11 protein-coding genes, 1 tRNA gene and 1 other RNA gene are annotated in these 19996 nt (G+C 62.2%); 9 read left to right on the top strand and 4 right to left on the bottom strand.

The features are described from left to right. The 3 genes from DWZ15_RS09675 to DWZ15_RS09665 all read left to right on the top strand — a co-directional run. A partial coding sequence (locus tag DWZ15_RS09675; protein WP_233544781.1) for a hypothetical protein occupies positions 1–203 on the top strand: 203 nt, incomplete at its 5' end. Next, positions 203–1927, top strand: a complete 1725-nt coding sequence (locus DWZ15_RS09670) for an ABC transporter ATP-binding protein (protein ID WP_118450703.1) — start codon at positions 203–205, stop codon at positions 1925–1927. The genes DWZ15_RS09675 and DWZ15_RS09670, both read left to right, overlap by 1 nt. Before the next feature lies 1 nt (position 1928). Next, on the top strand, positions 1929–3932 hold the full coding sequence (locus DWZ15_RS09665; RefSeq protein WP_118450701.1) for an ABC transporter ATP-binding protein: 2004 nt from the start codon (positions 1929–1931) through the stop codon (positions 3930–3932). A 111-nt stretch (positions 3933–4043) separates the two neighbouring features. On the opposite strand, the gene cysE is transcribed toward DWZ15_RS09665, so the two are convergent. Beyond that, positions 4044–4748, bottom strand: coding sequence for a serine O-acetyltransferase (gene cysE, locus DWZ15_RS09660; protein WP_118450699.1), 705 nt, complete (start codon positions 4746–4748; stop codon positions 4044–4046). Positions 4749–4972: 224 nt separating this feature from the next. Between cysE and DWZ15_RS09655 the strand changes: the two genes are divergently transcribed. Both DWZ15_RS09655 and DWZ15_RS09650 read left to right on the top strand, forming a co-directional pair. After that, on the top strand, positions 4973–5620 hold the full coding sequence (locus DWZ15_RS09655; protein WP_118450697.1) for a DedA family protein: 648 nt from the start codon (positions 4973–4975) through the stop codon (positions 5618–5620). Between the two features lie 289 nt (positions 5621–5909). After that, a complete protein-coding gene (locus DWZ15_RS09650; RefSeq protein ID WP_118450695.1) occupies positions 5910–6962 on the top strand; it encodes a branched-chain amino acid aminotransferase in 1053 nt (350 codons plus the stop codon). A 561-nt stretch (positions 6963–7523) separates the two neighbouring features. Here DWZ15_RS09650 and DWZ15_RS09645 read toward each other — a convergent pair. Beyond that, positions 7524–8075 carry a LemA family protein gene (locus DWZ15_RS09645; protein WP_199580071.1) on the bottom strand — a complete coding sequence of 184 codons (552 nt, stop codon included), beginning with the start codon at positions 8073–8075 and terminating at the stop codon, positions 7524–7526. Positions 8076–8286: 211 nt separating this feature from the next. Between DWZ15_RS09645 and DWZ15_RS09640 the strand changes: the two genes are divergently transcribed. Then, positions 8287–8871 (top strand): TetR/AcrR family transcriptional regulator, encoded by a 585-nt coding sequence (locus tag DWZ15_RS09640; RefSeq protein WP_118450691.1) that lies wholly within the window; start codon positions 8287–8289, stop codon positions 8869–8871. A gap of 3 nt (positions 8872–8874) precedes the next feature. Here the strand turns inward: DWZ15_RS09640 and DWZ15_RS09635 are convergent. Then, positions 8875–8964 (bottom strand) — tRNA-Ser (locus DWZ15_RS09635). Positions 8965–9015: 51 nt separating this feature from the next. Here DWZ15_RS09635 and tadA point away from each other — a divergent pair. Next, positions 9016–10797 carry a tRNA adenosine(34) deaminase TadA gene (tadA, locus tag DWZ15_RS09630; protein ID WP_118450689.1) on the top strand — a complete coding sequence of 594 codons (1782 nt, stop codon included), beginning with the start codon at positions 9016–9018 and terminating at the stop codon, positions 10795–10797. A 363-nt stretch (positions 10798–11160) separates the two neighbouring features. On the opposite strand, the gene DWZ15_RS10510 is transcribed toward tadA, so the two are convergent. Continuing rightward, positions 11161–11334: a hypothetical protein gene (locus DWZ15_RS10510; protein WP_158559663.1), complete on the bottom strand. Its 174-nt coding sequence runs from the start codon at positions 11332–11334 to the stop codon at positions 11161–11163. Positions 11335–11601: 267 nt separating this feature from the next. Between DWZ15_RS10510 and DWZ15_RS09625 the strand changes: the two genes are divergently transcribed. After that, positions 11602–19476 carry a Spy0128 family protein gene (locus DWZ15_RS09625; RefSeq protein WP_147352334.1) on the top strand — a complete coding sequence of 2625 codons (7875 nt, stop codon included), beginning with the start codon at positions 11602–11604 and terminating at the stop codon, positions 19474–19476. 94 nt (positions 19477–19570) lie between these two features. Next, positions 19571–19666, top strand: an RNA gene (ffs, locus tag DWZ15_RS09620) — signal recognition particle sRNA small type. Positions 19667–19996: the final 330 nt, after the last annotated feature.

The raw sequence follows: 19996 nt of genomic DNA, 5'->3' as shown, positions 1-19996 counted from the left end.
CAGGTAAGACGACCTTGACGGAGAGCCTGTTATATACCAGCGGAGCATTCGAGGCGCTCGAGCCGTGGGAACAGCGCGAGATCATGCGCTTGGTCGGTAAGTTCTCCCATGTTCTTAACGAAGAGTGCGAGGCATTTAAACGGCAAGTGGCCGCCGAGAACGAGGCTGACGATAAGGGAGAAGGGGAGACATGCGACTCTTAATGAGATTTATGAGGCCGTATCGCGGGCTGATTGCGGTGACGCTGTTTGTACTGCTGATAGATAACGTCGGCACGCTGCTGGTGCCTACAATGTTGGCGAATATGGTCAATACTGGTATCACGACGGGTGATATCGACTACATCTTGCGCAACGGCGTGTATATGCTCATCGCGACCGGCATGGCCAGTGGCGGCGCGGTGCTGGGCTGCTATCTTTCGGCCCGTCTGGCGGCCAATGTGGCCTGCGACATTCGCAACGCCGTCTACGATAAGTCGCTCGAGCTGTCCGCCAGCGACTTTGAGCGCTTTGGTACGGGTTCGATGATCACGCGCTCGCTCAACGACATCAACGTGATCCAGCAAGCGATCCTGCAGACGATTCAGCTGGTGTTACCGGTACCGTTCTTGGCCGTGGCGGGCATCATCTTTGCCTGGTTTATCGATCCTGCCATGGGCACGCTGCTGGGCGTGGTCGTTGCGATCTTGCTGGTGGCGGCGGTCTTTACCGTTGCCAACGCCGCGCCGATCTTTATGCGCCTGCAGAGCTTTATCGACCGCATGAACGTGGTGCTGCGCGAGAACATCGTGGGCGTGCGCGTCATCCGTGCATTTAACAAGGAGCGCCACGAGGAGCAGCGCCTGGACGAGGTGTTTAGCGATTACGCAGCCAATGCCATCAAGGTCAACCACCTGTTTGTGGGTCTCGACAGCTCCAGCTTCTTTTTGATGAATATCGCCGAGGTGGCGGTGCTGTGGGTGGGCGGCAACCGCGTGGGCGTCCATGCCATGCAAATCGGCAGCATCTCGGCCGTGCTGGAGTACGCGATCCTGATCCTGTTCTTTGTGATGATGGCGCAGGTGGTGGTGCTGACGCTTCCGCGCGCCGCGGCGTGCCTCAACCGTGCGCAGCAGGTGCTCGAAATCGAGCCGAGCATCGTGGACGGCAAGGCTGCGCTGGGCGACGGGGCGCCCGAGTCCGCAGATGGAGCCGACGCGGTGGCCGTGTTCGACCACATGTCGTTCCGTTTTGACGATGCCGACGAGGACACCCTGTGCAACCTGAGTTTTGCCTGCCGCCGTGGACAGACGACCGCGATCGTGGGCTCGACGGGCTCGGGCAAGTCAACGGTGGCCAAGCTCTTGCTTCGCTTCCACGATGCCACGAAGGGCACCATTCGCCTGAACGGCATCGATCTGCGCGACCTTTCGCAAGACGACATCCGCGGGCGTATCGCCTATGTTCCGCAGAAGGCATGGCTGTTCTCGGGTACGGTGGCGAGCAACCTGCGCTTTGGTAACGAGGGTGCGACCGAGGCTGACATGCTCCATGCGCTGGAGGTTGCCCAGAGCACCTTTGTGCTCGACCAGCCCCAGGGGCTCGATACGCCGGTGGCCCAGGGCGGCACAAACTTCTCGGGTGGTCAGCGCCAGCGCCTGGCGATTGCCCGCGCACTCATGAAACATGCCGATCTGTATATCTTCGACGACAGTTTTTCGGCTCTGGACTTTAAGACCGATGCGGCACTGCGCCATGCGCTGCAGGGCGAGACGTGCGATGCCGCGGTGCTCATCATCGCCCAGCGCATCTCGACTATTTTGCATGCCGATCAGATTGTGGTGCTCAAGGACGGTGAGGTCGTGGGTCTAGGCACGCACGACGAGCTCATGGAAACCTGCGAGGTGTACCGCGCTATCGCGGAATCGCAGATGAAGGGAGGTGAGTAGCATGACCGAGGAGTTCAAGAAGCAGAGCATCGCCGATGACGCCGCGGCTGCAGAGACAGTCGAGGAGACGGGCGCCACGCCCGACCTGGACGAAGACGCCAAGGCAGCGGCGGAGCGCGAAGCTCGCCGCCAGGCGCTCTACGAGGAAAACGAGCGCGCCGAGGACGAGCGCACCCGCGCCGAGGCGGAGCGCATGCGTGACGTTGACGACGAGGACGAGGACGAGACGCCCCGCGACACCTGGGCGACGGTGCGCCGCCTGTGGAGCGAGGCCGCCGGCGACCATTGGCGCTTCTATATTGTGTTCGCGAGCATCGTGTTCTACGCCATCTTCAACACCGCCGCGCCAGCGTACAGCGCTCGCGTGATCGATGAGCTGTGGGGTCATATGCAGGTGGCGTTTGCCAACGACACTACCTTCAGCATTACCTGGGAACATTGCGGCAAGACCATTTTCGTCTACTTTATGATTTGGACGGCAGCCGCTTCCTTCTATGCGCTGCAGAGCTTTTTGATGTCGAGTGTGGCCGAGCGACTCAACCTGCGTCTGCGCAACCGCATTGCGCAAAAGCTCAGCCGTCTGCCGCTTGCCTACTTTGACGCGCATCGTCCCGGTGAGGTGGTCAGCCGTGCGACCAACGACCTGGACAAGATGTCCGAGAGCATGCAGCGCGGCTTGTTGCAGCTGCTCGTGTCGATCGGTACGGTTGTGGGCGCTGTGAGCATGATGTTTGTGTTCAGCGTCGAGCTCACGCTCGTCTTTTTGGGCTTTACGGCGGTGTCGCTGCTGGTGACCAAGGTAGTTTCGCGCCGCACGCATGACGTGACGGGCGAGCGCCAGGAGTGGGTGTCCAAGATTACGAGTGCGGTCGAGGAGGGCTATTCGGGCCGCCTGGTGATTCGCGCGTTCAACCGTGAGCGCCAGAGCTCGGCCGAGGTGCATGAGGCTTCGAACGAGTTGGCGCGCGTGAGCACCAAGGCCGACTTTATGATTAACGCCGTCGGCCCCGCGGTGCGCTTTATCGGCCGTTTGGCGCAGATCGTGATCGCGCTGGTGGGCTGCAGCATGCTGGTTGCCGGGCATATGACCGTCGGCGTGTTCCAGGCGTTCTTCCAGTTCATCAACGAGGCGTCCGAGCCCATGACAGAGCTGTCGTTTACCTTTAACTCGCTGCAGAGTGCGCTGGCGAGCGCCGAGCGCGTGTTCGACCTGCTCGACGAGCCCGAGATGGAGGCCGATCCGTTGCCGGTGGCCGCCGCCAAGCTGCCGGGCAAAGTGGAAGGCCGTGTCGCTTTTGAGCATGTGCGCTTTGGCTATTCGCCCGACAAGCCGCTTATGCGAGACGTGTCGTTTACCGCCGAGCCGGGTCAGAAGATCGCCGTGGTGGGAACCACGGGCGCGGGTAAGACCACGCTCATCAACCTGCTCATGCGCTTTTACGAGATCGACGGCGGCCGCATTACCCTCGACGGCGTGGACACGAGCCGCATGAACCGCGGCGAGCTACGCCAGCAGTTTGGCATGGTGTTGCAGGACGCTTGGCTATTTGATGGCACCATTGCCGAGAACATCGCCTACGGCTGTCCCGAGGCGACGCGCGAGGAGATTGTCGCGGCCGCACGTGCCGCACGGGTCGACTTCTTTGTGCGCACTATGCCGCAGGGCTACGACACGCGTGTGGCTAACGATGCCGAGAGCATCAGCCAGGGCCAACGTCAGCTGCTGACCATCGCGCGCGTGCTGCTCAACAACCCGGCGATCCTCATCCTGGACGAGGCGACGTCGAGCGTGGACACGCGCACCGAGCTCGCCATCGGCCGTGCTATGGATGCGCTCATGCGCGGGCGCACGAGCTTTGTGATCGCGCACCGTCTGTCGACGATCGTCGATGCCGACCTCATCCTGGTCATGGATCACGGCAATATCATCGAGCAGGGTACGCACAAGGAGCTGCTGGCTGCCGAGGGCGCTTATGCCGACCTCTACCTAAGCCAGTTCGCATAAGGTGACAAAGGGTCAGTCCCGCATGTCACATCGAAAAGAAAGCGCGCCGGGGGCGGATTCCCTGGCGCGCCTTTTGTGTTGGCGTTCATGCTGTGGCGGTTGCCCGCGGCCCTAGCGCTCGTCCACGAGCTTGGCGACGAGGGCTTTGAGCTCGGCCACCTCTTGCTCGAGTTCCTTGACGCGACGGGCGTTTTCGGTGATGCCCTGACGGTTGAGGGCGCTCTGCTCGGCGGCATCGTCGGGCATGTACTCGCGATGCTGCTTGGCGTCGAAGCTCTCCTCGAACACGCGGCAGCCGTTGCGCTTGATGATGCGCCCGGGCACGCCCACGACGGTGCAGTTGTCGGGCACGTCCTTGACGACGACCGAGTTGCCGCCGATCTTGACGTTGTTGCCGATGTGGATGTTGCCAAGCACCTTGGCGCCCGTGCCCACGGTGACATTGTTGCCCAGGGTGGGGTGGCGTTTGCCGGTCTCGTTGCCGGTGCCGCCGAGCGTGACGCCCTGGTAGAGCACGCAGTTGTCGCCCACGATGGTAGTCTCGCCAATAACGACGCCCATGGCGTGGTCGATAAAGAAGTGCTTGCCGATCTGCGCGGCGGGATGAATTTCGACGCCGGTGATATGGCGGGTTAACTGCGAGAGCACACGGGCAAGCGATCGATGGCCGTGTTTCCACAGCCAGTGTTCGGGCACATGATTCCACTTGGCGTGCAGGCCGGGGTAGGACAGGAAGATGACTAGGCCATTTTGCGCGGCAGGATCCTGCGCCTGGACGGTCTTGATGTCCTCGCGAATGGTGTTGATAAAGCTCACCGGCCGCCCTCCCTTAGCGCCGTGACAATGCGATTCAATAAAGTATATCGATTCGCTAGGGATTAGGAAGGGCAATCTTGCTTTGCTTTAGGCGACAGGTGTCAGTTATGCAAACTTGCTGGTAATGAAGTAAGACTTTTGAGGGGTTTGGCCCGTGCTCGCGCCGCAACCGTATACTGGTCGACTTGGACGTGTCCGCGCCCACAACTGAGAGGTTTTACTTCATGGGTTTCATCAATTTTATCGCCGAGCTGCTTAAGGATCCGCGCACTGCGATCGCCAGCTGGATCGCCGCCGGCCCGCTCATGGCCTACGGCTGCGTGTTCCTGATCATCTTTATCGAGACGGGCGTGGTGTTCTTCCCGTTCCTTCCCGGCGACTCGCTGCTGTTTGCCTCGGGCTTCTTTGCCCATAACGGCGGCTTTAACATCGTGGCGCTTCTGGCCACCGCATGGGCCGCAGCCATCCTGGGCGATCAGTGCAACTTTATGATCGGTCACTTCTTTGGCCGCAAGATCATCGCCTCGGGCAAGGTAAAGGCCATGACGCCCGAGCGCATCAAAAAGTCCGAGGATTTCCTGGATAAGTGGGGCCATCTGGCCATCTTCCTCGGTCGCTTCTTCCCGTTCATTCGCACCTTTGTGCCTTTTATCGCCGGCATGGGCGGTATGCACTGGCGCAACTTTGTCATCTTTAACGTGCTGGGTGGCATTACCTGGTCGACAGTCTTTACGCTGCTTGGTCACTTCTTTGGTGGCATTCCGTTTGTGCAGGAGCACTTTGAGCTGCTGATCGTGGGCATTGTCGCCGTGTCGATCATCCCGACCGTGGTCGGTCTGGTTAAGGCTAAGCTCGGTAAAAAGAACGCCTAGTCCGAGCTTGTTTTCGGACGTTAATTCCAAGGCCCGTCATCGGATTCGATGGCGGGCCTTTTGTGTAGAAGGCAAATGAAAATACTTTACTTAGTTAAAGAAAATCGTTTTATCTAAGGCGTGCGGGGAGTACAATCACCTGCATGCGAATCGACGCGCCATCGGCTTTGATGCTGCCCGCGTGTCCTGCCCGGCTCTACGCTCCGGGTATGCGACGTTGCGACGCGGCCGGCTTCGGTCCTTGCGTGCGGGTTCGCGAGTATGCAACCGTGTATGTAAGGAGCGACATATGACTGTCGAGAAGAAGGATATCGATTGGGGTAGCCTCGGCTTTAGCTACATGAAGACCGATTACAGCTACGAGGCCCATTGGAAGGACGGCGAGTGGGACGAGGGCGGCCTGACCACCGACCACACCATGCACGTCTCCGAGTGCGGCGGCATCTTCCACTACTGCCAGGAGGTCTTTGAGGGCCTGAAAGCCTACACCGCCGAGGATGGCAGCATCGTCTGCTTCCGTCCCGATATGAACGCCGAGCGTATGTACAACTCCGCCCAGCGTCTGGAGATGCCCCCGTTCCCCAAGGACAAGTTCGTTGAGGCCGTCAAGCAGGTCGTTTCTGCCAACGCCGCCTGGGTTCCGCCCTTCGGTTCCGGCGCGACCCTGTACGTGCGTCCGTTTATGATCGGCTCCGGTGACGTGATCGGCGTGGCTCCCGCTCCTGAGTACACGTTCCGCATTCTCGTGACCCCGGTCGGTCCGTACTTTAAGGGTGGCCTTAAGCCCGTCAAGCTGCGCGTTTCCGAGTATGACCGTGCGGCACCGCACGGCACCGGCAACATCAAGGCCGGCCTCAACTACGCCATGTCCCTCAAGCCCACGATGGAGGCCCATCGCGAGGGCTATGCCGAGAACCTGTATCTCGACTCCGAGTCCCGCACCTATGTCGAGGAGACCGGTGGCGCCAACGTCCTGTTCGTGAAGGAGGACGGCACGCTCGTCGTTCCGCAGTCGCACACCGACTCCATCCTGCCCTCCATCACCCGCCGTTCGCTCGTTCAGGTTGCTCAGGACCTGGGCATGACCGTTGACCAGCGTCCCGTCGAGTGGGCCGAGGTCAAGGCCGGCACCTTTGTCGAGTGCGGCCTGTGCGGCACCGCTGCCGTCATCTCCCCGGTTGGCGAGATCGACAACAAGGTTTACGGCGCCGACGAGACCGTGACCTTCCCGGCTGGCTACACCGAGATCGGCCCTGTGATGAAGAAGCTCCGCGAGACCCTGACCGGCATCCAATCTGGTGCTGTCGAGGATAAGCACGACTGGGTTTACACCGTCGCGTAAGCTGCCATAGCTGTTCGGCCCGAGGGCAACCTTCCTTTCCGGCGCGTCCTCGGACATGCAAGAACCTCCGCAGCGCACTTCGTGCGGCGGAGGTTCTTTCGTCCTGCGGAGTGCGCCGGAAAGGAAGGTTGCCCTCGGGCCTGCGTTACCTCGGCGCTGCCGTTACGGGCAATATAGATCTGAATGAAAGATGGCGCGCGGCCTTTTAGGCCGCGCTTTTGTTTTGCGTCGCGCCATGTGGGGGTGGTGGCGACGTGCATTTTTGCGAGTATTCTGCAATCGAAGGCTCCTGTATACCGTCGTTCGGGCAAAAATCCGTGCTTGTCGATGCTTTTCGCGAATAATAGGCGGTGTTATGGGCTGCTGGGTCTCTGGCTGCAGGGGTATTCGCTATCTAACGCCTCTGCTGCGGAGCCCAAAGCTCTTGGCTGTGCTGAATACTCCCAAAAATGCACGGCGCCTTGAGGGGGACCTTCGCGATAAGGGAAACCGCCCCGTCGAAGTATGCATTCGACGGGGCGGTTTATGCATATACCCGATTAAGGATACGCTGCGGATCTGTTAGAACTTGACGGTCGGTGCCTGGCGGGCAGCTTCGGCGGCCTCGAAGCCCTGGCGCTCCTTAAACTGGAAGATGCCGGCAAAGATAACGGCCGGGAACGTCTGGATGGCGTTGTTGTAGCTAAGCACGCAGTCGTTGTAGCTCTGGCGCGCGTAGCTTACCTTGTTCTCGGTGTCTTCGAGCGTGGCTTGGAGCTGCGTAAAGTTGGTGTTCGCCTTAAGATCGGGGTAAGCCTCGGCCACGGCGAAGAGCTGGCGCAGGGCGCCGGTCAGCACGTTGTCGGCTTCCATCTTGGCTTCGGGCGTGGTAGCGCTCACGGCGGCGTTGCGCGCGTTGACCACGGCGGCAAGCGTGTCCTGCTCGTGTTTGGCATAGCCCTTGACGGTCTCGACTAGGTTAGGGATCAGGTCGTTGCGGCGCTGCAGCTGCGTATCGATGTTCTGCCAGGCGTTATCGATGCGGTTACGCTTGGTGACCATGTTGTTGTAGATGCCGGCGATGGCGCAGACAATCACAATGACAACAACGATGCCGATGATGACGGTAATCATGATGTCTCCGTTTCGAATGGCCGCGGCGGCATGCGCCAGCTGCCGTTGGTATAACGCTACTAGTATACCCGCAACGTTTTGCCGTGCCGAACTTTCCGGTAAGCGTTATGTTTTCGGCGGGGTTGGCACCGGGGCAAAGCGCGCGAGGTACAGGTGTAAGATATGCGACAGATTGTCGAGTGTTGTCTTTGCCCTGAGGATGGCGATACCAGTGGACCTTCGCATTAAGAAAACCTACCGCGCCCTGTTCGATGCCTTCACCGAGCTTCTCGAGGAGCATCGTTTTGAGGATCTGACGGTTGCCATGCTGTGCGACCGGGCCATGATTCGCCGCACGACGTTCTACAAGCACTTTCGCGACAAGAACGATTACTTTGCCTTTTATATCGATGAGCTTATGTCGGGTTTGCCGCAAAAGCGGGTTGGCGAGGGCGGCACGGTGTCGGCTGACGACGTGCGCGTGCTTCGCCACGAGGTGTTCACCGACGCCATGGACCTGATTCTGGCCCATGAGCAGCTCATGGACAACATTTTGGCGAGCAGCATGTCGGGCATGCTGACCAGCATGATTTGCGACCGCATTGCCCGCTCTATCCGCGAGCGTGTGATGAGTGCGTTAGACGAGGACGCGCTTGCGCCCGTGTCGCTCGACACGACGGCTGAGTTTGTCGCCGGCGGCATTATTCGGCTTTTTACTATGTGGTGGGAATCGGGTCACGATCTGGAACATCGCTCCGAGATAGCCGACGTTGTCGATGCGCTGTTCGAGCGGACCATGACGCCGGTGCATCACTAAAAGTGGCGGAGAGAGGGGGATTCGAACCCCCGGAACGCTCTCGCGCTCAACGGTTTTCAAGACCGCCGCATTCAACCGCTCTGCCATCTCTCCGTGAGTCGTAATGATAGCATCGTTTTGGATTTGCAACAGGGGAGGCGAACGATGACGAGCACCGGAATCGATGAGAAGTTCATGTGTGAGGCGCTGGCGGAGGCGCGTGCCGCCGCGGCGGTGGGCGAGGTGCCGATCGGTGCCGTAGTGGTGCGCGCGGGTGAGATTGTCGCGCGGGCGCATAATCGCCGCGAGCTCGACCAGGACCCTTCGGCGCATGCCGAGTTTGCGGCCCTATGCGCCGCCGCTCAGTCGCTCGGTCGTTGGCGCCTTTCCGATTGTACGGTCTACGTGACGCTCGAGCCCTGCTGCATGTGCGCGGGGCTTATGGTTAATGCGCGCGTGGGGCGCTGCGTGTACGGCGCGGCCGATGCTAAGGCGGGCGCTCTGGGGTCGCTATACGACCTCAATGCCGATTCGCGCCTGAATCATCGGTTTAATGTGACGGCTGGGGTCTTGGCGGATGAATGCCGCGAGCTGCTGAGTAGCTATTTTGGCGGTCTGCGCGGGGCGGGCGGCGCTGATTGCGGTTGTGGGGCCAATCTTGACGCACACGCCGCTCACGCCGCAGCGCTTGCGGGTGCCGGTGAGGATGCTGGCGCGGCGGTTGACTTTGGTCCTGCGTGCCGCCGGCCCCGCCGTGTGCTGCTGGCGATCGACTCCTTTAAGGGCAGCGTGTCGAGTGCGCAGGCGGAGGCGGCGGTTGCCGAAGGCGTGCGCCGCGTGTGGCCCGATGCCCAAGTAAGCGCGCTGCCGCTGGCGGATGGCGGCGAGGGAACGCTCGATGCCGTTGCCGCATGCGGTGGCGAGCTTGTGACCTGTGAGGTGGCAGGTCCCTTGGGCAAGCGCGTGGCTGCCCGGATGCTGGTGGACGGCGAGCGCGAGTCGGCTGTAATTGAGATGGCCGAGGCGGCGGGTATTGGGTATTCACCCTGCACGGAATCGGCGGCGCTTGCGGCTTCGACCTATGGCGTGGGCGAGCTGATGCTCCGTGCGGTTCGTGCTGGGGCAAAGACTATCTATATTGGTCTGGGCGGCAGTGCCACCAACGACGGTGGCGCCGGCATGCTGCAGGCGCTGGGCGCGCGTCTTGTCGATGACCGTGGCTGCGATATCGCGCCCGGTCTTGCTGGCCTTGAGCAGGTGGCGAGCGTTGATTTGGCGCCAGCGCTTCGGGCGCTGAACGGCGCGCGTGTCGTGGTGCTTTCTGATGTCGAGAACCCACTCGTGGGGCGCCGCGGTGCGCTGGCAGTGTTCGGTGGACAGAAGGGTCTGCCGACGGGGGATGCCGAGGCCCTGGGCAAGTACGACAGCTGGATGGTCGGCTACGGTCGTCTGCTCGATACGGCAATTGTCGAGGCTCGGGCCCAGGGGTTGTTGCGCACGCCCGAGGGCGCACGGACATTTGGCTCGGTGCTCGGCGTGCCCGGCGCAGGTGCCGCCGGCGGCCTGGGCGCCGCGCTGCTAGCGCTCGGTGCAGAGCTACATTCGGGCGTGGAGACGGTGCTTGATCTGATTGGGTTTGACGAGCGCGTGCGGGATGTCGATCTGGTCATAACGGGCGAGGGCAATATGGACGAGCAATCCGCCGCCGGCAAAGCGCCGGTGGGTGTGGCCCGCCGTGCCAAGCGCTATGGCAAGCCGGTGGTCGCCGTCGTGGGCGGTCGCGCTGACAACCTGGATGCGGTGTACGAGCAGGGCATCGACCTTGTACTGCCGATCTGTCGCAAGCCCATGGACCTGGAGCAGGCACTCGACCCGCAAGAAGCCGCAACCAACCTCATCTGCGCCGGCGAGTCTGCCGCGCGAGCCTACGACCTTGGCCGCCTCTAAAACCAATCCCTCCCCAATAACTTGCGGTGAAATACGGAGTGTTTTTGCCTTTAAGGTGCCAATTCAGTCCGTATTCCACCGCAACTTCGAGAATGGCCATTCGAGGTTGGCTGCCTTGGGTCTTGGGTCGGACCGTTTGCCACGAAATGCGGCCATCTACTACGTTAAACCGGCCACCTTCGACCATCCCGGAATTTGCAAAAACAAAACCGCGGGTAGAAAGCTTGCCGATTTTCGAAAAAGTCGGCTATGGTCGACCCCTGTGACCAAAACGTAGTAGATAGGCCCTTTTCGTGGCGCAGCGTCAGACCGGTCTTTTTGGGACTAGGAAAACACCCGTAAAGGCATGTGAATCTGAACAATTTAATCCTGCGCCCTGCGGCGCTCGATGGTGTTGTCTGGGGATCGGAGACTATGCACTTCAGGTGTTGGCGCCGCCATTTGTGTGCCATTAGTAGATTGCTCTTCGTTCAGTTGTTCGCCGATTAATCCTGCCAATTTATTACCATTTCGGGCGAAGACGTGGATTATCTCCATGATGGACCTCTTTGGGCATAATGTTGTCTTTAATCTGTCCTAATCAATAGATCGCTCTTGGGAAGAGAGGGCGACACCAGAGGGGGAGAAGGGAATTGGAGAGGAAAGTTTTCGGCGGGGGGGGGGCAGAGAGTCGCCGCTCTCTGCCTTGCGCTGGTTCTCGGCTTCGGTTGTTTATCCGTTGGCGCGACGGCCGGTGTCGCATATGCGGCCACGGAATCGCGGACTGCGTATACTGCGGAGGAGTTTAAGATCACCCAGGACGGCGTGACCTATTCGTGCGAGACCACGGATAAGGGCACGGCGGAAATCACAGGTATTGTTGCCGACGACAGTGTGACCGCGGTGAATGTGCCCAGTTCCATCGAGCATGGCGGCCAGACCTACAAAGTCACCGAACTTTTTTTCTCGTCTGGTATCGTGGCCAAGAACGTTGAGCAGCTGACGCTCCCCGACACGCTCGAAAACGTGCGCGGATGGTATTTCCGAAAGTTCGCAAAGGTCAAGGAGCTCCATATCCCTGGCTCCATCAAGGACTTCAGTTGCACGCTGCAAAACGCCGGCTCGCTCGAAAAACTCTATTTCGATGAGGGCGTCGAGAAGATTAGCGCCAACTCGATGGTCACGGGCTGCAAAAGCCTTTCGGAGATCGATCTCCCCTCCACCCTCAAAATGATTTCGGGCCCGAGCGCCTTCGGGGGGGCTACGGCCCTCACAAGCATCGAGTTTCCAAAAGATGTCGCCTTCGCCGACACCATAACGGGCGTGCTCAAAGGCTGCACGTCTCTGACAAGCGTGTCGTTGCCCGCATCGGTTACGAAGATCCCCTCGCACATGTTTGACGGATGCACCTCTCTAACGTCCGTCACCGCGCTGAGCGAAATTGAGTCCATCGGGGATGGGGCGTTTCAGAATTGCTCGAGTTTGACCGGCATCGATTTCCCGGGCACATTGACGAGCATCGGATCCTCTGCTTTCCAGGGGTGCGCCAGCCTGGTGAGCGTGCCCAATCTAAGCAAGGTGACAAACATGGGCTGGGGGGCTTTCTACAAGTGCAAAAAGCTGCGGGCGTCCGTGGACCTGTCCTCGCTTCAGAGCATTCCGGGCTATGCGTTCTGCTACGCGCCGGTTAAGATCGTGGGGCTTTGCGACAGCCTGCAGAGTATCGGTGACTGGGCCTTTATCTGGAGCAACGTCGCCGTTCAGCTTCCCGAGACACTTGAGAAAATTGGCAACTACGCCTTCTTTCGCGGCACGTTGCCGGAGCAGCTTTCCATTCCAGATTCCGTGACTTCCGTTGGCACGGCAGCCTTCTCGGGCGTAGATGGCGTGAAGGATGTGACGATCGGGCACGGCCTCACCAAAATACCCCGGGACATGTTTGACGGCAGCACGGTTCAAAAGATCACGATCGAAAACAGCAGGGACGACATCACCGACTCGGAGAACCTCCCGTCCTCTGGCGTCGATATCGTCTACACGCGCGAGTCCATCGATGACAGCGTCGGCGATACCGTGAGCGATGGCAGCGCCAAGACCCTTCAGGATCTGGTCGACAAGGCCCCCGATGGCAAGGAAACCGTCATCACCCTGAAAAAGCACGTGAAGCTCGGCTCCACGCTCACGATTCCTGCCGAGAAGATGATTAAGATCAGGTCGGATAAGCCCTATACCATTTTGGCAACAAAGAATAGCGACGTCTCCGTACTGGTCAATGTTGCCGAGGGGGCATCCCTCGAGCTGTCGGGGAAAGTGTCCCTGAGTGGTCGCTACAACAAGGGCGCCATTATTTCTAGCAAGGGAGCGGTTGTGCTCTCTGACGAGGCCGTTGTGTGCGACGGCGCTGCGAGCACCGTCAATACTGGTGTTGTCGACGTGTCGGGAGACAAGGCTTCGCTTACCATGACGGGCGGCGTTATCGAGCAGTGCGAACTTAAGGACGCGTATTGCGGCGCTGTCCACGCGAAGGACGGCGCTCATGTTGTCATGAAGGGCGGCGTTATCCGTAAGAACGGAATCGTCGTTACCGGAGACACTAACGGCTATCACCTCACATCTTCTGGCGTCATGTTGGTGGGCAATGCCCGCTTCGACATGAGCGGAGGCAGCATCGAGGGCAACAGCGGCTATCGAGGCAGCGCGGTCCTTGCATACAGTGAGGGGGAGGGCGATAGCCAAAGAGCCAAGTTCACGATGACTGGTGGTCAGATTTCCGGCAACAGGAGCAGTAAACTGGAGGCGGGGCCCTTAGATCCCTCTGGAGCAGTTCACATTGAGGGCAACGCCGAGTTCACCATGAAGGGTGGAGAGATTGAGAACAACGTTGCGTCTGGCAACGGCAAAGGCGGCGGAGTGTGTGTGGTCGACCCGGGCTGTCAGGGCGGCGAAACAGGGAATACTGCTTTCACCATGCAAGGCGGGTCCATATCTGGCAACTCCGCTTCCGCCGGCGGAGGCGTCTATGCCTATTCGAATGGCGTCACGCTCAGCGCGGGCAAGATCAAGGGTAATACTGCTCGGAGCATGGGCGGCGGCGTGTATAGCGAAGGCAACGAGGCTCATGGCTATAGCACGCTCCGCATCGAAAACGCCCTCGTTGTTGATAACCATGCGGATAAGCAGGGCGGCGGCATGTGGTTCTGCCCGACCGGAGATGCCAAGGTCTACGTCCAGGACGGCGGCCTGATCGCCAAGAACACGGCTGATGAGGCGGGAGACGACTTCGTCTTCACCGGCGCCAAAGACGCCAAATACAAACTGACCTTGGCCAACCGCGCTCCGGGCGGCGGAAAGGTCAGCTGGTACAGAGACGGTGGGCTGTTTAAGCCCTACGGCACTATTGCGGCAACAAACCCCAAAATCCCGCGATTCTCGCCCGATGGCGACAACGGCGATCCCCTGTCCTTTACCGACGCCACGCCGAACGTCGCGCTTAAATCTGTGATGAGCGAGGATGTGTATAACCTCGGCGGCGGCCAGGCGTCGCTGACGATCTCTGGCAATACGGCGCCGTTGGGAGGCGGCATCGGCGCCAACGGCGGTGTCGTCATCGGTAAGTCCGAGAACATCGACATTCCCATCAAAAAGGTCTGGGAGAACCCCAGGATCCCCCATCCTAATAAGGTCAAAGTAAATCTCAAGAACGGCGATATCGTCATCGATTCGATCACCCTGAGCGAGTCCAACGACTGGAAGGGCGTCTTCTCCAACCTGCCGCAGCGCGATGCTTTCGGTGCCGTGATCGCCTACACCGTGGCCGAGGACCCCGTCGAGGGCTACAGCTCGAAGGTCACCGGCGACGCCGAGCGCGGCTTCACCGTGACCAACACCTCCACGGCCAAGGTCTCGGTGCCCGTCGAGAAGAAGTGGGTCGGCCCGGCGGCCGAGAAGGCCACCGTGCGCCTGCTCGCCGACGGGAAGGACACCGGCGAGTCGGCCGAGCTGTCGAAGTCCAATAGCTGGAAGCACTCCTTCGAGGGCCTGGCCAAGTACTCCAAGTCCGGCTCCGCGATCGCCTACACCGTGGCCGAGGACCCTGTCGAGGGCTACAGCTCGAAGGTCACCGGCGACGCCGAGCGCGGCTTCACCGTGACCAACACCTCCACGGCCAAGGTCTCGGTGCCCGTCGAGAAGAAGTGGGTCGGCCCGGCGGCCGAGAAGGCCACCGTGCGCCTGCTCGCCGACGGGAAGGACGCCGGCCAGTCGATCGAGCTCGACGAGTCCAACGGCTGGAAGGGCTCCTTCGAGGGCCTGGCCAAGTACTCCAAGTCCGGCTCCGAGGTCTCCTACACCGTGGCCGAGGTGCCCGTCGAGGGCTACAGCTCTAAGGTCTCCGGCGACGCCGAGCACGGCTTCACCGTGACCAACACCGTGAAGACGGGCGAGCTCGACGTCTCCAAGGCCGTCGCGGCGCGCGAGGGCCTGGCGGTCGACGCGGACAAGACATTTGAGTTTGCGGTCGAGGCCACCGATGCCGCGGGCCACGGCGTGTCCGGCACCTACGGTGACGCGACGTTCAAGGACGGCAAGACGACCCTCAAGCTCAAAGATGGCCAGACGGCGAGGATCACGGGGCTGCCCGCGGGAACCGCCTACACGGTGACCGAACGTGCCGCCGATGGCTACAAGGCCGCGGTGAACGGAGCCGAGGGATCCAAGGCCGATGGCTCCATCGCGGCAGACCAGGTCTCCTCCGCCGCCTTCACCAACACCTTCGACCCCGCCCCCGCCACGGCGTCCGTCCCCGAGCTCACCAAGGTGCTCGCGGGAGGCCGCAAGCCCGGCCTCCAGGAGGGGGAATTCACCTTCGAGCTCTCCCTCACCGATGGCGTGGGCAATGTCCTCGAGGGCTACCCAATCGAGGCGAAGAATGACAAGGACGGCAAGGTTTCCTTTGGCGAGCTCAGCTTCACCAATCTGGGCACCTACCACGCGACCGTGACCGAGAAAGCAAGCGGCGATGTCCTGATTGAGGACGATGCGCATGCCTACACCTTCGACATCGCAGTGACTCAGACTGGCGCCGGCCTTAAGGCCGAGATCTCCAACGAGCGGGGCAAGAAGACTTTCACCAACACCTTCACGCCGCACGACAACACCAAGACCGTCACCAAGGCGGACGCCTCGGGCGCCAAGGTCGATGTGGATGGCAAACCGGTGGGCGTGGGCGATACCCTCACCTATACCATCGGCTGGGCCAATAACAGCGTCGACGACAGAGGCGCCGCGCAGGCGGCCGACGTGACGGTGACCGATGTCCTGCCCAAGGGCGTTGACTACGTCGAGGGCTCTGCCGACGGCGCCGCCTACGACGCCGCGACGCGCACCCTTACCTGGTCGCTCGGCGAGCAGGCTGCGGGTGCCACGGGCACGCTCAGCTTTGACGTGAAGGTCTCCGCCGAAGCCGCCGTGGTCGACGACATCTCCAACACCGCCACGGTCAAGGTGGGGGAGAACGAATCCCAGACCAACACGACCCACAACAGCGTGTCCCGCGAGGGCAGCCTCACCGTCAAGAAGACGGTCGTCGGCGGCGACAGCCAACGCGAGTTCGGCTTTACGGTCGCGCTGACCGACGGGGACGGCGAGCCCGTCTCCGGCACCTTCGGCAAGGGCAAGAACGCCGTGACGTTCACGGACGGCAAGGCGACCTTCACGCTCAGGGACGGCGGGGAGAAGACCATCGCCGGCCTGCCCGTGGGCGCGCGCTACACCGTGACCGAGGATGCCGCCGAGGGCTACACGACCACGGCCGAGGGGGCCGAAGGCGCCGTGAACGAGGACGGCGCGACCGTCGCGTTCACCAACACGTACGGAACGGCCACCGAGGGCAGAGACGTCTCCACCGCGGGGCTCTTCACCAAGACGCTCGAGGGCCGCGACTGGGCGGAGGGCGACAGCTTCCAGTTCGCGCTCGCGGGCGAGGGCGGCGCCCCCATGCCCGAGGGGTCTGCCGACGGCTCCAAGACCGTCAGCGTGACGGCCGCCGCCGGCACCAAGGCGGGCGATAGGGTCGCCTTCGACTTCGGCCCCATCCGCTACACGCTCAATGACATCAAGGACGCCGGGTTCGCCGAGGTCGGCGGCAAGCGCGTGCGCGCCAAGACCTTCACCTACACGGTGCGCGAGGTCAAGCCCGATGACGGCTCCGCCATCGCCGGCGTGGCTTACGACGGCCACGCCGCCACGATGACGGTGACCGTGACCGACGACGGCTCCGGCAACCTCACGGCCTCGACGCCCGCGATCGCGCAGGCGAGCGGCGGCGACTTCGTCAACACCTACACGACCGAGCTCGACTACTCGGCCCGCGCGGGCGTGCGCCTGTCCAAGACGCTCTCCGGCCGCGCCATGGAGGCGGGGCAGTTCGCCTTCACCGTGACCGCCGACGCCGAGACGGCCGCCAGGCTTGGCCTCAAGACCGACAAGGACGCCTACGCCGTGGCCGCGGCCGATGACGGTGCGGCCGACCTGGTCGACCTCATCGGCGGTGCTGCGGGCAGCGACGTGAAGTTCACCGACGCCGACGCGGGCAAGACCTACAGCTTCACCGTCACCGAGACCAAGCTCGGCGGCGAGGGCTACGCCAACGACACCGCGCCGCGCACGGTGACCATCGCGCCCGGCTACGACGCCGCGACGGGCAAGCTCACGGTTACGACCACGGTTGCCAAGGACGGTGTCGAGGTCGCTCGCAGCGAGGTCTCCACGGCAGATGACGCCACGGAGACGCCCGCGCCCGTGGCGGTCGCGTTCCAGAACTCCTACGAGGCTACCGGAACGCTCGGCGGCGAGGGCGGCGTGGTCATCAACGCCACCAAGACGCTGACGGGTCGCGCCGCGGCGGCGGGCGAGTTCTCGTTCTCCGTCCGCGATGCCCGGGGCAACGTGGTCGCGACCGCGACCAACCAGGCCTCCGGCGACGGCGAGGCCGCGGGGCTCGCGTTCTCGCCCATCGCCTACACCACCGACGCTCTCGAGCAGATGGTGGCGGACGGCACCGCCACCAGGGCCGCCGACGGCTCCTGGGTCATTCCCTATACCGTTTCCGAGGACGGCACGGACCGGCTGCCCGCGGGCGTGACGGCGGCCGCGTCGAGCTTCGGCATTACGGTCAAGGTGACCGATAACGGCAAGGGCGGGCTGGATGTGGCCGTGACCTACCCCGAGGGCTCCGACGGCACGCTGTCGTTTGTGAATGCCTATAGCGCCGGCGAGGCGACGGTCGATCTCGCGGGCACCAAGACGCTGGCGCTCGGCCAGGCCGGGCTTGGCCTCACGCAGGCCGACATTGCGGGCAAGTACACCTTTAAGATTGAGCCGCTGGATGGCGCGCCCGCGCCGGTCGACGCCTCCGGCAAGACGGTGACCGAGGCGACCAACGACGCCGCCGGTAACGTCGCGCTGGGCCGCGTCACGTTCAAGCAGCCGAGCGACCTCAATGACGTCGAGATTGACGGCGACGGCCTGCGTACCAAGACGTTTGCCTACCGGGTGAGCGAGTCCGGCTCGGTCGATGGCGTGGTCAACGACGCGACGGCGACCAGGACCTTCACGGTCAGGGTGGTCGAGGACACCAACGCGGGCACGCTCGCCGCGGAGGTCCTGCCCGCAGAGGGCACGCCCGAGGGCAAGGGCGCGTTCGAGTTCACCAACACCTACGGCGTGAAGCCGACGCCGAGCTCCGTCACCGATCAGATCAAGGTGAGCAAGAAGCTCAAGGGCCGTGACCTGGCCGAGGGCGAGTTCGAGTTCCAGCTGGTCAAGCTTGCCGCCGACGGCAGCGAGAGCGTCGCGGCGACGGGCAAGAACGCCGCCGACGGCACGGTCGCGCTCAGCCCCGTCACCTACACCGCGCCCGGTACGCACAGCTACGAGCTGCGCGAGTCCGCCGGCACGGCGGGCGGCGTGACGTACGACAAGACGACGTACCGCGTGCGCACGACGGTCACCGATGCCGGAAACGGCACGCTTACCGTCAAGCACGAGCTGACGGATGCCGAGGGCAATGCCGCGGGCGACACCTCGGCGATCTTTACCAACGGCTACGAGGCCGCGCCCGTCACCCTCAAGCTGGGCGCCGCCAAGGTGCTCAAGGGCGCCGAGCTCAAGGCGGGCCAGTTTGGCTTTGAGCTCAAGGGCCGGGACGGCAAGGTCATGTCGACCGCCAAGAATGCCGCCGACGGCAGCGTCACGTTCGATGCGCTGACCTTCAAGCAGGCCGGCACCTACACCTTCACGGCGAGCGAGGTTGACGACGGCCAGGCACACGTGACCTACGACAAGGCGGTGCACAAGATCGTCGTCACGGTGAGCGACGAGGCGGCAGACGGCACCAGGACGGGCTATCTGTCGGCGAAGGTTTCCTACGAGGGCGACACCAACCTGCCGCCGGTCTTCACCAACAGCTACGCCGAGGAGCCCGGCACCCCCGGCACCCCCGAGAACCCCGGCACGCCGGGCGGCGGCTCGGGCGGCGGTTCAGATAACGGCTCCGGCAGCGGCGCTAGCGGTGACGGCTCCAAGGGCGGTATGCCCGACACCGGCGACCGCAGCCTGCCGGCGGCCGCGCTCGCGGTCATGGCCGGCATCGGCGCTCTGACCGTCGCAGGCGGCGCGGTCCTGTACCGCAGGCGCCGCTAGCGATATGGACGAGTGGGGCGAATCCATCCGATGGGTTCGCCCCACTTGCCGTGGCGGGCGGGAGCAGGTAAGATATACCGAGCGCCTAGCGCGTTCGATGGGTTCGGATGACGACATGTTCCGAATCTGGTCAGGTCCGGAAGGAAGCAGCCATAAGGAGCCTCTGTCGGGCATCCGAATCCATCGAGCGCACGGGCGCTTTTTTGGTGCCGCGATGCGGTCCCGGTGCCGGCGGGCTGTTTGGTGTCTCGCTGGTCCTCGGCTTTGCCTGCGGGATCGCTCGACTACCAAACAGCCCGCCGGCACCGGGACCACTTCGTCCAAAAAACACCCGTAAAGGCGCGTTAGCCTAATTAAATCTATCCCTTAAGGAATGCTGCTCGTTGGCATTGTTTGGAGCGCGGTGGCGATGTGCTTCAAGAGACAGTGGCATTACCATTTGTTTTTACAAGTAAAGAGGCCCGTTTCCCTGGGGGTGACGCATAATTTCTTTCGCAAATTGACAACCGCATAGCGGAAC

Origin of the sequence: Collinsella sp. AF29-7AC, assembly GCF_003475665.1 — a bacterium.
GTDB lineage: Bacteria > Actinomycetota > Coriobacteriia > Coriobacteriales > Coriobacteriaceae > Collinsella.
The sequence above is the reverse complement of the archived record's forward strand: the minus strand, read 5'-3'. Positions and strand labels throughout refer to the sequence as shown.

Bases quoted from the DNA above. Each gene is read 5' to 3' on its own strand.
- DWZ15_RS09670 (WP_118450703.1), top strand. From the start codon at position 203: ATGAGATTTATGAGGCCGTATCGCGGGCTGATTGCGGTGACGCTGTTT.
- DWZ15_RS09665 (WP_118450701.1), top strand. From the start codon at position 1,929: ATGACCGAGGAGTTCAAGAAGCAGAGCATCGCCGATGACGCCGCGGCT.
- DWZ15_RS09655 (WP_118450697.1), top strand. From the start codon at position 4,973: ATGGGTTTCATCAATTTTATCGCCGAGCTGCTTAAGGATCCGCGCACT.
- DWZ15_RS09650 (WP_118450695.1), top strand. From the start codon at position 5,910: ATGACTGTCGAGAAGAAGGATATCGATTGGGGTAGCCTCGGCTTTAGC.
- DWZ15_RS09645 (WP_199580071.1), bottom strand. From the start codon at position 8,075: ATGATTACCGTCATCATCGGCATCGTTGTTGTCATTGTGATTGTCTGC.
- tadA (WP_118450689.1), top strand. From the start codon at position 9,016: ATGACGAGCACCGGAATCGATGAGAAGTTCATGTGTGAGGCGCTGGCG.
- DWZ15_RS10510 (WP_158559663.1), bottom strand. From the start codon at position 11,334: ATGGAGATAATCCACGTCTTCGCCCGAAATGGTAATAAATTGGCAGGA.